13 protein-coding genes and 1 pseudogene are annotated in these 14239 nt (G+C 56.3%); 3 read left to right on the forward strand and 11 right to left on the reverse strand.

Going from position 1 to position 14239, the window contains the following annotated elements; translation table 11 throughout:
* Positions 1-140: 140 nt before the first annotated feature.
* The 3 genes from AC0L7U_RS08780 to AC0L7U_RS08790 form a co-directional block, all read right to left on the reverse strand.
* Positions 141-854, reverse strand: coding sequence for a lytic murein transglycosylase (locus AC0L7U_RS08780; protein WP_473695382.1), 714 nt, complete (start codon positions 852-854; stop codon positions 141-143).
* Positions 832-1401 (reverse strand): lytic murein transglycosylase, encoded by a 570-nt coding sequence (locus AC0L7U_RS08785; protein ID WP_473695384.1) that lies wholly within the window; start codon positions 1399-1401, stop codon positions 832-834. Before AC0L7U_RS08785 ends, AC0L7U_RS08780 begins: the two co-directional genes overlap by 23 nt.
* A gap of 105 nt (positions 1402-1506) precedes the next feature.
* On the reverse strand, positions 1507-3126 hold the full coding sequence (locus AC0L7U_RS08790; RefSeq protein ID WP_473695386.1) for an outer membrane beta-barrel protein: 1620 nt from the start codon (positions 3124-3126) through the stop codon (positions 1507-1509).
* A 253-nt stretch (positions 3127-3379) separates the two neighbouring features.
* Here AC0L7U_RS08790 and AC0L7U_RS08795 point away from each other — a divergent pair, with 253 nt between their 5' ends.
* From AC0L7U_RS08795 to AC0L7U_RS08805, 3 genes and pseudogenes are all read left to right on the forward strand, one after another.
* Positions 3380-4351 (forward strand): KpsF/GutQ family sugar-phosphate isomerase, encoded by a 972-nt coding sequence (locus tag AC0L7U_RS08795; RefSeq protein ID WP_473695388.1) that lies wholly within the window; start codon positions 3380-3382, stop codon positions 4349-4351.
* Between the two features lie 182 nt (positions 4352-4533).
* Complete coding sequence (locus AC0L7U_RS08800; RefSeq protein ID WP_473695390.1) at positions 4534-5301, forward strand: motility protein A; 768 nt, start codon at positions 4534-4536, stop codon at positions 5299-5301.
* 23 nt (positions 5302-5324) lie between these two features.
* Positions 5325-6176: pseudogene (locus AC0L7U_RS08805) on the forward strand (flagellar motor protein MotB).
* Between the two features lie 106 nt (positions 6177-6282).
* On the opposite strand, the gene AC0L7U_RS08810 reads toward AC0L7U_RS08805, so the two are convergent.
* The 8 genes from AC0L7U_RS08810 to AC0L7U_RS08845 form a co-directional block, all read right to left on the reverse strand.
* Positions 6283-6756, reverse strand: a complete 474-nt coding sequence (locus AC0L7U_RS08810; protein ID WP_473695392.1) for an NfeD family protein — start codon at positions 6754-6756, stop codon at positions 6283-6285.
* Complete coding sequence (locus AC0L7U_RS08815; RefSeq protein ID WP_473695394.1) at positions 6753-7763, reverse strand: SPFH domain-containing protein; 1011 nt, start codon at positions 7761-7763, stop codon at positions 6753-6755. The genes AC0L7U_RS08810 and AC0L7U_RS08815 overlap by 4 nt, the downstream gene beginning before the upstream one ends.
* Before the next feature lie 149 nt (positions 7764-7912).
* A complete protein-coding gene (gene hemH, locus AC0L7U_RS08820) occupies positions 7913-8944 on the reverse strand; it encodes a ferrochelatase (RefSeq protein ID WP_473695723.1) in 1032 nt (343 codons plus the stop codon).
* 266 nt (positions 8945-9210) lie between these two features.
* Positions 9211-9930, reverse strand: coding sequence for a hypothetical protein (locus AC0L7U_RS08825; protein ID WP_473695396.1), 720 nt, complete (start codon positions 9928-9930; stop codon positions 9211-9213).
* Positions 9897-11876, reverse strand: coding sequence for a TRAP transporter large permease (locus tag AC0L7U_RS08830; protein ID WP_473695398.1), 1980 nt, complete (start codon positions 11874-11876; stop codon positions 9897-9899). The genes AC0L7U_RS08825 and AC0L7U_RS08830 overlap by 34 nt, the downstream gene beginning before the upstream one ends.
* Entirely contained in the window at positions 11876-12670 is a 795-nt protein-coding gene (locus AC0L7U_RS08835) for a TRAP transporter small permease subunit (RefSeq protein WP_473695400.1), read from the reverse strand. Before AC0L7U_RS08835 ends, AC0L7U_RS08830 begins: the two co-directional genes overlap by 1 nt.
* A gap of 33 nt (positions 12671-12703) precedes the next feature.
* Positions 12704-12934, reverse strand: coding sequence for a hypothetical protein (locus AC0L7U_RS08840; RefSeq protein WP_473695402.1), 231 nt, complete (start codon positions 12932-12934; stop codon positions 12704-12706).
* A gap of 78 nt (positions 12935-13012) precedes the next feature.
* Complete coding sequence (locus AC0L7U_RS08845; RefSeq protein ID WP_473695404.1) at positions 13013-14113, reverse strand: TRAP transporter substrate-binding protein; 1101 nt, start codon at positions 14111-14113, stop codon at positions 13013-13015.
* Between the last annotated feature and the right edge of the window lie 126 nt (positions 14114-14239).

Here is a 14239-nt window from a genome sequence, read left to right on the forward strand (position 1 = left end):
CGATCGGGACATGGTTGTGATCTGCCCCGAAAACCGCTGCATTGTAGAAGCGCACAAGCCGTCTGGAAAGGTACTTCATCGGCTCACCAGTATTGTTCACGACAAGTCGCGCACAGACAGCCCCCTACCAGGAGGTAGTCCTAGCTGTTCATCCTGACGTGGGCGAGAAGGATGACCGACGCGTATCCGTCCGGGACCATATCATGGGACTTCTGATAGCGCCGAATGCCCCGGCGTGTTGCCGGCCCAAGCAGCCCGTCAGGCGTCCCCACGTTATAGCCGCGACGATTGAGAGCAACTTGCAGTTCCTTCGTTTGACTCCGGGTCAGCGGCAGATAATTCGTTTGCCACTGCCCGATGAGCTTGCCCCCACCGATAATGCGATCAGCAAGATGCCCCACGGCCAGCGCATAGGCTGTGGCGTGATTGTAGTGCTTGATGACATAGAAATTGCGCAGCATCAGAAATGTCGGACCATGTGCCCCAACGGGCGTTACCAGAATGGCCTTGTCATCAGGTCTGGGGAAGGCGCGGCCATTGGCGCGCTGCACACCGTGGCGATGCCACTCGCCCAGTGTCAGTTCTCGGTCATGCTCTGTCAGCGAATAATCGAAATTGCGCGGCAACTGCACTTCGTAGCCCCAGGTCTTGCCATGCTGCCAACCATGTTTGTGAAGATAGTTGGCTGTCGAAGCAAGGGCATCCGGGATCGACGTCCAGATATCACGCTTGCCGTCACCATCGAAGTCAACCGCATAGGCTTCCCAGCTTGTCGGCATGAACTGCGTGTGACCCATGGCACCGGCCCACGATCCTTCCATGTCCTTGAACTTAACGTTCCCTGCTCTGGACAATCTTAACAGCCTTGAAAAGCTGCTCGTCCCAGAAGTGACGCCGCCGCGGCGCCGCATAGGCCAGCGTTGCCAAGGCCCGGATGACGTTGTGACGGCCCATATATGTGCCGTAGTTGGTTTCCATGCCCCAGATGGCCAGGACGGCTTGAGGCTCCACCTGATAGCGCGCTTCGATGCGGCTCAAAAGACCAGCATATTTATGCAGCAGCTCCCGTCCTGTGTTGACTCGATCATCCGACACAGCCCCTTCGAGATAGCTCCATAACGGCTTGACGAACTCCGACTGCTTACCCATCAAACGCAGCGTATCCGGATCCGGGTCCATGCCGGAAAAGATATGGCGAAAGGTCGTGCTGCGCACGCCAGCCGCTTGCGCTTTGGGCCAAAGGCCGGAAACAAACCGATCGAAGCCCGGGTCTGCCTGCGCCGAAACGACCGAGAAAACGACCGTGAAGGCCGCGACGAGAGGAACAAAACGTGCCCCTGGTCCTTGTTTCCGTGGCTGGCTCGTCTTGAACAGATTCGCAATGGATACGAACGACTTCATTCAGGTCTCCTAGGGCAGATTGATGGCCGCCCCGCTTTTGAAAGTGTGGTTTTATCTTTGCGTCGACAGCAGGCGAAATGATGTCAACGCGTCGCGGGCCACTCCTCAGTGGCGGTATCTGATACCTGCCTGGATCAGATTTTCGTCGTAGTCGTCGGCGCTCGTAGCACCGCTGAAGTGGCTGTAGGTGTAGCCCGTCAGCAGTGCGAAGTGACGCGTGAGCGCATAGGTCACCTGACCATTGGCCGACAGTGTTTCTTCCTCTGCATCCGTCCCCTCATAGGTCCGATATGAATAGGAAACGCCCGTCTCCGCCGCCAGACGATCTGTAAACTTATGGGCAACACGAAGGCCACTCGAATAGACGACCGATCCGGACACTCCGCTCACCTGCGAGGTCTCAAAGCGTGTATTGCCATCCAGATAGACGGTCGTCAGACGGGTTGGTGACCAGATCAGCGATGCATCGGCGACCAGACCACTCAAGGTATCGAGAGAGTCATCTTCCGGGTCCTCACTGCGATAGCCACCAGACAGTGTGCCCCGCAGTTTCGGTCCTGTATCAAGGGCAACTCCGGCAAGGACTTCGTACCCCTTCGTGTCGCGATTGACACAGCTGGCGTTCTTGCAGTCGCGATCATAACGCCGCGCCAGAAAATCCCCCTCGACAAAGGGTTGGAAGATCGCGCCGCGGTTGCTGGAAAGCCGCAAGCCGGTCGAATAAAGCGTGTTGTCGTCGTTATCGGCATCATCGGTGCCTTGATTGGTATAAATCGTGCGCTGCGCACCGACATGCGCGGTGGCAGACACCACACCAAGATCGCGCGTCAACGCCACATCGCTCGTCAGTGTGTGGGAATCCCGACGGCCATTTTGCGTTTCCAGCGTCGAGGAATCATCACGGCTGAAGCTATAGCCACCCGACAGGGTCAGGCTTGTGGCATCAAGCAAATCCAGCCGCAGCGCTGCCGTCAGATCCACCGAGGGATCATCGCTCACCTGGGAACGAGAATACGCACGATAACTTCCACGCAAGCCAACGGAAAGCTGATGGCGCGACCAGTCGGATGTAATGTCCACGGAGGGATCGATTTCATAAAAACCCGCAGATGTGTGCTGCGTGTCTTCGTTGCCGTTGTCTGTCCAGCCGGTGGTGACCGTCGCTGTTGGCGTAATGACAAAGGTGCCAAGACGAATGCCCTCAGCCTCATCAAACGTCGTTCCGCCATCATAGGACCCATCGTCAAGCTTGCCCGTGCGCCCGGTGATGTCTGTTACCCGGCTCATGCGCGCGGCGCGCGTTCCAGCCAGAGTTGGAATAATCGCTGAGCCGGGCCTAAGCGCTTTTTTGTCGGCAGCATCCGTTTGCTCGGCATCAGCCTTCGCTTTGGCAGCAGCAGCATCTTCGACATCTGCGTCCGCAGCATCTGACGATTGCTGTGCACTCGTCTCTCGCAGGCTGGAGCTTGAAGACGATGCATCAATGTCATCGTCTATATAGCCAGGCCGGGAATAGCTCGGCCCAGTATAATCAGGAGAGGCATACTTCGGCGTGATCGCACCGGTAACCAAATCATCGTCGCTGCCCCCCACGGGTGCCAGAACCAATGGAGTGCCGGCATTTGCCTCAATTGGCCCGCGCAAACCGGCAATAGTCTCCTGCGCACTGACCGGGAAACCGGACAGCGCCAGCAACACGGCACACAGGAGAACGGAACGTAACATGAATGATCACTGTCGATTTAACCTAGCTTGCCAGACAGTGAAGAAACAGGGTTAATTGTTTATTGATAGAGCCTGCGCCCTCCCGACTATTTGATCAGACCTGCAAAAAGATACCGGGGGAACCGCTCCGGCCTTGCTTCTGGCATTCATCTGTCTTAGGGCGTGGGCACATGACTGCGCTTTAAGTGGCGTCACACCTTGCCAGACCATCTGATACAGACAGATTGCAACAAGGCGGCGTCCTGGAGGATCAATGACCAACCGCCAGCACGCCGTATCTGCTGCCCGTACCCTTGAAACCGAAATTGCAGGTCTGAGCGCGCTTCATGCCGCGCTGGACAACGGCTTGTCCGAGCCTTTTGCAGCGGCAGTCGAACTGATCCGCAGCCGCTCGGGGCGCGTGGTCGTGACCGGGATCGGCAAAAGCGGTCATATCGCTCGCAAGATCGCGGCAACACTGGCATCCACCGGGACACCGGCCTTCTTTGTCCATGCGGCAGAGGCAAGCCATGGCGATCTGGGCATGATCGCCAATGATGATGTCATCCTGGCCCTGTCCTGGCCGGGTGAAACAACCGAACTGGCAGGCCTCGTCTCCTATTCCAGACGCTTTTCTGTACCTCTTCTGGCCATGACCTCTTCCGCTGACAGCACACTGGGGCGTGCCGCCGACGTCGTTCTGCAAATGCCGCCGGTCACGGAAGCCTGTCCGCATGGACTGGCCCCAACAACCTCAACGGTCCTGCAACTGGCGCTGGGGGATGCGCTTGCGATCGCTCTTCTTGAAAGCCATGCTTTTACAGCCCGCGACTTCAGAGTTTTCCACCCTGGTGGAAAACTGGGTGCCACATTGCGCAGTGCCTCCGACATCATGCACACCGGCCAGCGCGTGCCTGTGGCCGGAGAAGCCACGCTGATGCAAGATGCCATCATCATGATGAGCCAGTTCGGTTTTGGCACGCTGGGCATTACCGACGCGACAGGCGCCCTCGTGGGCGTCATTACGGATGGCGACCTGCGTCGTCATATGAGCCCGGATCTTCTGACCCGTCCCGTGACGGACATCATGAACCACAGCCCCAAAACCATCGACAAGACCATGTTATCCGGCGCCATTCTGGAGTTCCTCAACAGTCGCGGCATTACCTCGACGTTCGTTGAGGAAGCGGGCAAGCCGGTTGGACTGATCCACTTGCATGATTTGCTGCGTCTCGGCGTTGCCTGACGGAAAATTTCCAAAGTCTTGAATATCAAGACAATATTGATATCGGTTTGCCTCCACGCATACTTAAAAAATTAAACAATTCCGCAGCGCACACCAGCCTGGTTAGGAATTGATTAGCCTTGTTCCACGTAGAATGACCTGCAAGCACAAAACGGGTCTGCCTCCTAGGGTTAAGGTGTGGAATGGATTTAGCAACACTCATCGGGATTGTTGGTGCCTTTGGCATTGTCACGACCGCAATCTTCATGGGCGGAAGTTTCGGCCAGTTCATTGATATTCCCTCCATGCTGATTGTGATCGGGGGCGGCCTGACTGCAACCCTGATCCGGTTTCAGCTTGCCGATATCATTGCGTCTTTCGGAACAGGGTTCAAAGTCGCCATCGCCGGCAAAGGCCCTAGTCCGCGCGACCTCATCGAGGAAATTGCAAATCTGGGCGAAGTCGTGCGCAAGTCCGGCCCGCTCGGCCTTGAAAATGTCGACGTGTCCGACCCGACCCTTGCAAAGGGCGTCCAATATATCGCTGACGGCTACGAGCAGGACTTCATCCGCGAATCCATGGAACGTGAGCGTGACCTGAACCTGACGCGCCTGTCGGAAGGCAAGCGCGTTTTCAAGGCTCTGGGCGATTCCGCTCCTGCTTTTGGCATGATCGGCACGTTGATCGGCCTGGTGCAGATGCTGGCCAACATGGATGACCCTTCGGCCATTGGTCCGTCTATGGCCGTAGCGCTTCTGACAACTCTTTACGGCGCGTTGATCTCAAACGTTCTGTGTCTGCCGCTGGTGGACAAGCTGGACGCGAAATTCGACGTCGACGAACTCAATCAGACGCTGATCATCGACGGCATTCTTCAGGTCCGCGAAAGCAAAAGCCCCGCGCTGATCAAGGAAATGCTGATCGCCTATCTGCCGGAGAAGGCACGGGCGGAATTTGAAGACGCGGCCTGACGGGCGCAGACAGGACACAGCAAATGCCAAAGAAAAAACAAGAAGGGGGCGGTGCTCCCGAGTGGCTGGTTACCTTTGCTGACCTGATGTCTCTGCTCGTCTGTTTCTTCGTGCTGATCATTTCCTTTTCCATTCAGGACAAGCAAAAATTGCAGGTGGTTGCCGGCTCTATGAAGGAAGCCTTCGGCGTCAAGGAAAACTCCAAACGCACAGGCATCATCGAGGTACAGGGCATTCCGGTGCGCGACTACATCAAGAACGTGTCGCAGGTGCAGCAGGAAAACGATACCGAGTTTGCCAGCCAGTCGCACGATCAAAAGCGCAAGCAAGGTCCTGAAGCCGATACGCACGACAGCCGCGAAACCGACATCGAGAAGCCGCGCCAATTTGCCACCGCTGCTGCTTCGTTGCGTCAAGCTTGGCAGGAAATGCCTGAAATCACAGAGCTTTCCTCAAACATCATTATGCAGGAAACGGATGAAGGCCTGAACATCATGCTGGTCGACTAGGACGGTCGATCCATGTTCCGTGAAGGATCGAAATATCCGTATGAAACGACCCGGAGGCTGTTGGCGAAAATGGCACCGGTCTTGGCCAAGATGCCAAACCGGATCGAGATCACCGGGCACACAACCGCAGGCCGTAAATCCACGGATCCCGCCTATACCGGATGGGAATTGTCGGCAGAGCGCGCCAATGTCGCACGCCAGATTCTCAATGAATATGGCGTTCCGAATGACCATTTCTATTCCGTTGCGGGCAAAGCCGACACAGAACCCCTGTTTCCCAACGACCCGTATTTGGCAGCCAATCGACGGATCAATATTCTGCTAAAAAGCGAAGCTCCGCCCATCCCGCCTGATTTCCAGCCGTGATCGACACATGCTCTTGCTAGGGTACGGACCCATCAACGACAAACAAAAAAGGCTGACGCAGACCCTGCGTCAGCCTTTTCATGTTCTGTTCAGGGCAGGCGCGCGGCTATGCCTCGACAGGGCGCACGATCAGGCGAGAGCCTTCTATGGCCACCACCACCACACGAGTCCCCGCAGCAAGGTCAGGTCCCTTGATGCGCCAGACAGTATCATCAACGGACAAAGACCCAGTCCCCAAGGCCAGTGCTTCCGTCAACACAAACTCCCGTCCCACATAACGACTTCCGCGCCGATTAAGATGTGCGACATCCCCATCTGGTAGCGCATTATCCTCCTTGCGATTGCGGAAATAACGCCGCCCGACAAGCAGGCAAACACAGGACAGAACCGCAAACAGAATGAGGTTCGTTTGCCACGACAAATCAACGCCCAGATTGACCGCGCCGACAAGCAGGGCAGCCACGCCGAACCAGAGAAAGACCGCGCCCGGCGCAGCGATCTCCAGCGCCAGAAGCAGGAGGCCGACAAGCCACCAACTCCATGGGCCGAGTTCCAGCAAAAGAGCCTGAGTGGCACTCACGCATCATCCTCCAATGATCCGCCACGTGTGCGGCCGGCGGCCGGAACGGCGCCGCTGCCACGGCGTGGGCTGGAACTGCTGGGAGGTGTGTTGCCAAAAGCTTCCTTGGCAATGGCTCCGATACCACTGAGAGAGCCAAGCAGCGCACTTGATTCCATAGGCAGGATCAATGTTTTCTGGTTGCCCGAGGTCGCCAGCGCCTTAAAGGCTTCAACATATTTGTTGGCCACGAAGTAGTTGATGGCCTGAACGTCGCCTGTTGCAATGGCCTCACTCACCATCTGCGTCGCCTTGGCTTCGGCTTCGGCCTCACGTTCACGTGCTTCAGCATCGCGGAACGCGGATTCACGGCGCCCTTCCGCCGCCAGAATCAAGGCCTGCTTGGCGCCTTCAGCCTTGAGAATTTCCGACTGGCGTTTGCCTTCCGCTTCCAGAATATAGGCGCGCTTTTCACGTTCCGCCTTCATCTGACGGCCCATCGCATCCACAAGATCCGTCGGCGGATTGATGTCCTTGATTTCGATGCGTGTGATCTTCACACCCCAAGGCTCAGCGGCCGCGTCAACAACATGCAGAAGCTTGGTGTTGATCTCATCGCGGTTGGAAAGAAGCTGATCCAGATCCATCGACCCCATCACCGAGCGGATGTTGGTCATGGTCAGGTTGCGGATCGCGTTTTGCAGACCCAGGACTTCATAGGCGGCCTGCGCGGCATTCACCACCTGATAGAAGGTGATGCCATCGGCAGCGACGGACGCATTGTCGCGAGTGATGACTTCCTGCGAGGGAACGTCCAGCACCTGCTCCATCATATTAAGCTTGTGCCCGATCCGATCAACAAAGGGGACGATGAAATTCAGTCCCGGGTTCAGCGTCTTGCGGTATTTCCCGAAGCGCTCGATCGTATAGGCATAGCCTTGGGGAACAGTTTTGACCCCGGCAAGGATCGTCAGAATGACAACAACGACGACGCCGATCAAGACGACGTCCAGGCCCATGAATTGCATTGGCATTCTCGCTCACCACTTTCAAATTAATCTGGCGGCAGTATGAGTGGAATTCTACCTAGGCGCGAGTCATTCAAAGCCTTTTATACAAGAAGACGGGCCGAAATGGCCCGTCCTGACGTTCTTGTGTTCGCAGCGTTAGAAAAGACTTAAAGCCAGCCGGCCAATTCACGTCGAACGACATGCTCCAGTACTTCAAGTCCCAGATCGCTATCATTCAGACAAGGGATGTGAGTGAAGGTCTCGCCGCCATTCTCATGGAAGATCTCGGCTGCTTCGCCAGCGATCTCTTCCAGCGTTTCGAGACAATCCGCCACAAACCCCGGGTTCATCACGGCAACGGACTTCTTGCCTTCTTTCGCCAGTTTCTCAACCGTCTTGTCCGTGTAAGGCTGCAACCATTCTTCCGGCCCAAAGCGCGACTGGAAGGTGATCTGCAACTTTTCCTTGGCCCAACCCAGCGTCTCACGCAAGAGGCGAGCCGTCTTTTGACACTGGCAGTGATAGGGATCGCCTTTGCGGAAATAAGACTGCGGAATACCGTGGAACGAGGTCAACAGCACATCCGGCTGCATGTCGACAGAGGCGAGGTGGCGCTCAACGGATTTGGCAAGTGCTGTCACATAAACGGGATCATCATGATATGGGGGCACCGTACGAATGGCCGGTTGCCAGCGCATTTCCAGCAGCTTGCGGCACACCTCGTCATTCACCGTGGCAGTGGTGCTGGCTGAATACTGCGGATAAAGCGGGAAAATCAGAATACGATCGCAGCCTTCATCTTTCAGAGCCTGAAGCCGGGACTGGATCGAAGGCTTGCCGTAGCGCATGGCCCAATCCACCTTGAGCCGACCGCCAAAATCGCCCATCTGTGCCGCCAATTTATCCGATTGGCTGCGCGTGATGGTGCGCAGAGGCGATTCATTCTGCTCGTGGTTCCATATCTCTTCATACGCCTTGCCCGATTTCTTGGGCCGCGTCATCAGCACAATGCCATGCAGGATCGGATACCAAAGCAAGCGTGGCCACTCGATCACCCGCTTGTCAGAGAGAAACTCGCGCAAATAGCGCCGCATCGACGTGTAGTCCGTGCCATCAGGCGTACCCAGATTGACCAGAAGCACACCAATGCGACCAGCCCGAACCTCTGGATGACCCGGCGGCAACTGCAACTGGCTCATATCACTGGAAAGACGATCTGGTTCTTGTGGCGTAGACTGAGAGGTCATGCTGATCCCATAGATTGCAAGTGGACTTCCCCACGATAGGCGGTCGCGTCGCATCTTCCAATGCGACAAAATACCTTACGCGTATGCTCATGATTTAGATCATAATGATTCCAGATAAAAGACACCTGCATCACAAAGGCTTGCGTCTCCTTGCGAGGCACAAAAAAGCCGACACGGAATGCTCCGCGTCGGCTGATCTGATCGAGATCTTACGCACCTTAAAAATTGAGCGAAATATCCCGGTGGTAGGACAGGCATCCGGCGACCGTCAGAGCATCCGGCTTGTCCAGATGCGGCTGCTGGCGCAGACCGATGGTGTTGCGAATGGCCTCATCATAGGCTGCAAGCGCAGGCAGCAGCTCTTTTGCGCCTTTCTGCCGCCAGGCAAGATCCTTATCGAATTCGGCAATCGAATCGTTGATTGCAGCCACAGCCTTTTCGCTGTCCGGCTTGCGACCGCGCATGATTGAACGCGCCTTGCTCAACCCCTTGCGAATATCGCTGGTCCTCTCAACCTTGCCGATCGACGTCCGCACCGTTTCGATTTGCTCGACAGCAGCCTTCGGATCCAGTGCCGGCAGGGCCTCCCTCAGATCGGTCAACTCAGACCGCTTGGCGGCCAGAGCATCAGCATCCTTGAGAACTGCCATCGTCTCCACGACCGGGCGATAAGCACTGTCGACGGTGCTGCGATACTGACGACGCGTGGCTTCCTCAGCCTTGGTCAGCTTCGCAAAAGCCTTGTTCTTTTCGCTCCAGTCCGCCGGAATTTTCGCCAACGTCTGTTTGCGTTGTTCTTCAAGAACTTCACGCTTTGCAGCCGCATCCTCACCCTGCTTCTGGGTGTAAATACCTGTCGGGCCAGAACGGCTCTCGATCACCTTCAACTCCTTGACCTTCGCCGTCAGACGCCCGGCCTGCCGTTGCAAGGCACGCACATCGTCGTGCAAAGGCCGGTAGGCAACAGCCGCTCTGTCAACTTCGGAAGCGGCTGTCTTGATCGCTTCGACATCGGCTTTGGCCTGCGACGCGTCATCCAGTCCTTTTTCAAAGACTTCTGCATCCGGCTTGGCAGATAGCTCGTATCAGCGGCCTGCATCTTTCCGATCGCACCGGTAATCTCGCCACCATGCGCCTGAAACCGATCATAGACCATATCCTCGATGCAATACTGCAAGCGCGGATTGCGCGGAGGAGGTGCAGTCTCAGACGTCAAAGAGGACCGATAGGGCAGATAATTCACGATCGGAGGATAAAAACCAACAATGGCCAACGCCATGATCTGAAGGCCGATGAAGACAACCACGCCCTTGTAGATATCCAGCGTCTTGACCGATGCCGGGGCAACACCACGCAGATAGAACAGCGCGAACCCGAAGGGAGGGGTGAGGAAACTGGTCTGAATGTTCAGGCCAATCATCACTCCGAGCCAGACTGCCGTGACATTGGCAGATGGATCCGCCAGCAGGATCGGTGCGACGATTGGCACCACAACCACGGCAATCTCGATAAAGTCGAGAAAGAACCCCAGAATGAAGATCACCAGCATGACGATCAAAAACTGAGCCCAGAAGCCTCCCGGCAGGCCTTGCAGGAAATTGCGCACCAGCTCTTCCCCGCCGAAGGCACGGAAGGTGGAGGTCAGCATTGCCGCGCCCAAAAGAATGATGAACACCATCGCCGAGGTCTTGGCGGTCTCACGCATGACACCGCGCAGCGTGTCCTCGATGTTCAGCGTGCGCCAGCCGCTCCAGAACACAGAGATCAGCAACAGCGACACGGCGATGCCAGCCAGAATGAGTTTGATCACATCCAGAGAGGTTTCAATGCGGCGAATATTGACGGCTCCCCAGAAGCTCATCACCACGGCAATGGTCAACAGCCCCAAGATGCCGATGATCGCGGGAGAATATGCCCCCCTCCTCCCCTCGCGCAAACGGTAACCAGCCATAACGGTGGCGCCCACAGCGCCGATGGCGCCCGCCTGATTAACCGTAGCCACACCACCGATGATCGACCCCAGAACCAGAAAGATCAATGCAAGCGGCGGCACCAGCGTGACCAGAACCTGCCACAGGAAAGCAAGATTGAAGCTACCCTTTTCATGCACGGCCGGAGCAGCACTCGGTTTGATCAGCGCAAACCCAAGAATGAACAGCATATACAGGCCCACCAGCAGCAGACCCGGCACAAATGCGCCAAGAAACATCTCACCGGCACTCGTCGACACCACAGAGAAGTCGGAGGGCATCGAGAACTCGCCCGTTGCCTGCTTGTAGAGCACCTGACGCATTGATCCGGCCTGATCGACCGCGCTGGAAAGCTGGTCGGCGAGAATGATCAGCACGATGGACGGCGGAATGATCTGCCCCAAGGTCCCCGAGGCAGCAATCGTTCCGGATGCAAGCGGCACGGAGTATTTATTGCGCAACATTGCCGGCAGCGAAATAAGCCCCATAGCTACAACCGTTGCGCCAACAATGCCTGTCGTTGCCGCCAGAAGTGCGCCGACAAACACCACAGAGATACCAAGACCTCCCGGCACCGGGCCAAACAGCCGTGCCATAGTCACCAGAAGATCTTCAGCGATCTTCGAGCGTTGCAGCATGATGCCCATGAAGACAAACAGAGGAATGGCGATCAGCGTATCTCGCTCCGCCTCCCAATAGACGCCCCGGAAGTTGGTCACCCCGGCGCTCAGCCATTGCGACGGCCCGCCGACGGTGAAGAAGGCATCCGGCGTTCCGGCGTAGATCACTCCCGCGAGCGATGCCAGAGCAATGGTGATGATCGCAGAGCCGGGCAGCGAAAATGCCACCGGAAAGCCCATGCCCAAGGCTGAAGCCATCAGCACGATCAGCAGGACAAGAAAGAAAATTTCCATCAGACGCCCTCTTGGAGCAAGTCATGGGACAGGTCCGGATCCCCCAACGGATCCACTCCGCCCGGTTCCTGACGCCAATCGGCAACGGCTGTAAAGAAATAGCCGACGAACTGGATCATCATCGACACAGCGAACACCCCAAGAAACCCGGCCATGAGATACTTGACGTAAAGGCCAAAACCCGCCTGCGTTGTTTCATAGCTCAAGAACGGACTGTTGATGATGTCATGCTTGCCGCTCAGGCTGACGATCAGGATCACCCAGCACAGCGGCAGGCCGAGAAACAGTGTTCCCAGCGCATTGATCCGCCCCCGCGCCCGACGCGAAAATCCGGCGAAGAACACATCGACACGCACATGCCCTTCTTCTTTCAACGTGTAGGCGCTGGCAAAAAGGAACAAGGCCGCATACCAGAACCGCACAAGATCGGCCATGAAGGCCTGCTCATAGGAAAATACAAACCTACCGATCACGATGAACAATTCGGCCATGACCACCAGAACGGACAGCCAGATAAAACCGAGCGTGCGCGTAAAGGCGCCGATAACGAAGGACAGCGCAATCAGCGGCATGTGCACGTAAGCCCCCCGAAACTGCGACCGCGCAAGGTCGGCGCTCAGATCGCTGCCGATCAGCCCTTCCAACAAGTTTTCGACACGGAGAAAAGAAATGACGCTATCCGTCAGGCCAACGATAAGGACGCCCCAGAAGACAGAACGGATCAGATAGGCATTGATGGCATTGATCCGCTCGCTGTCTTCACGCAAAGACAGGTGCCTCAGTGTGGCAGACATAGCGCACAGCCAACACAATACCGACGCCGTAGATCAGCACCTGAACCACGGACCAAAGCGTATTCGGACTGCCATTGGGCTTTGCCCCCAATAGCACCCAGAGCCTGGCAGGTCTTGCCAAAAGGTCAGGTAATTGTTCGCCAGAAATGCCGCCAGAACGGCCAGCATACTCCAACCGATCACCCGAATGACGCCGGACAATCCAAACGCAGAACCGGAAACATCGGCAGGTGCGATTTCGCCCTCCCGTTTTGGCTCCCCCATGATCCAAAACCCCTGTTTTAACGCTTTGGAGATTGCAGCAGGGGCCTCATTTTAAAAAAGGTCCCTGCCGAAATTATCCTAAATGGTGATGCCGAGAACGCGATTCCGCTCTTCGGTAAACGTTGTGTCAGCCAGCATCATCCAGCGTCCCACGTCGGAGCGTGACTTGGCGAAGCTTTCATGTACCCGCTTCGTCAGGTCATCGTGTTGCTGCAATTCGTCGAAGACTTCCTGCGACGCTTCACCGAAGGCTTCGTAAACCTCGTCGTTGAACTTCTTCAACTGCACGCCGTTCTCATCAATCATTTTCTTGAGATAGATGCCGTTGTTGAAGTTCGTCTCAGCCATCATCTTGCCGTTCTCTTCAGCACAGGCCACACGAATGACGTTCTGAAGATCTTCTGGCAGGCTGGTATACCATTCCTTGTTGAGACCCATGGAGGTCGCAGCACCCGGCTCGTGCATGCCAGGATAGTAATAGTACTTGGCCGCTTCGTAGAACTTCATGAAATAGTCATTCCACGGACCAACCCACTCGGTCGCGTCGATTGCGCCCGAGATGAGGTTTTCGTAAATCTGGCCACCCGGCAGCGAAACAGTAGACACGCCCAGCTTGGCCATCACGTCACCGCCAAGACCGGGAATGCGCATCTTCAGACCCTTGAGGTCATCCGGGCTATTGATTTCCTTGTTGAACCAGCCGCCCATCTGCACACCGGTGTTGCCACACGCAAAGGACACCAGACCGAACTTGTCGGTCAGCTCATCCCACAGCTTTTGCCCACCACCGAACTCGGTCCAGGAGTTGAACTCCGGACAAGTCAGGCCAAAGGGCACATTAGTGAAATAGGCAAAAGCCGGATGTTTGCCCTTCCAGTAATATTCGGCTGCCAGATATGCCTGAGCATTGCCGGATGTCACTTCGTCGAAGGAATCGAAGGCGCGAACGCGTTCACCCGCAGCAAAATATTGCACATCAAGACGACCCTGAGACAATTCGCCCAGCCGCTTGGCCAGACGCTGCGCCGATGTTCCGACACCCGGAAGATCACGCGGCCATGTCGAGACGATTACCATCTGATGACGTTCCTGCGCGATCGCCGGGGCAGCCAAACCGGCTCCCGCAATCGTCCCACCAACACCAACAGCTCCAGATTTCAGAAATGAACGCCGATCCACCGCGTTGCCTCCCATTATAATTTTTTTATCTCCCGCAATAAACAGTTACATTAAACGCAGATCAAGTCCAGATCGCCCACACCGCACTTATACACCCCCCACCAATCACGATCACTTGGCCATTTC

The organism is Roseibium sp. 10G30-5 (assembly GCF_055809635.1).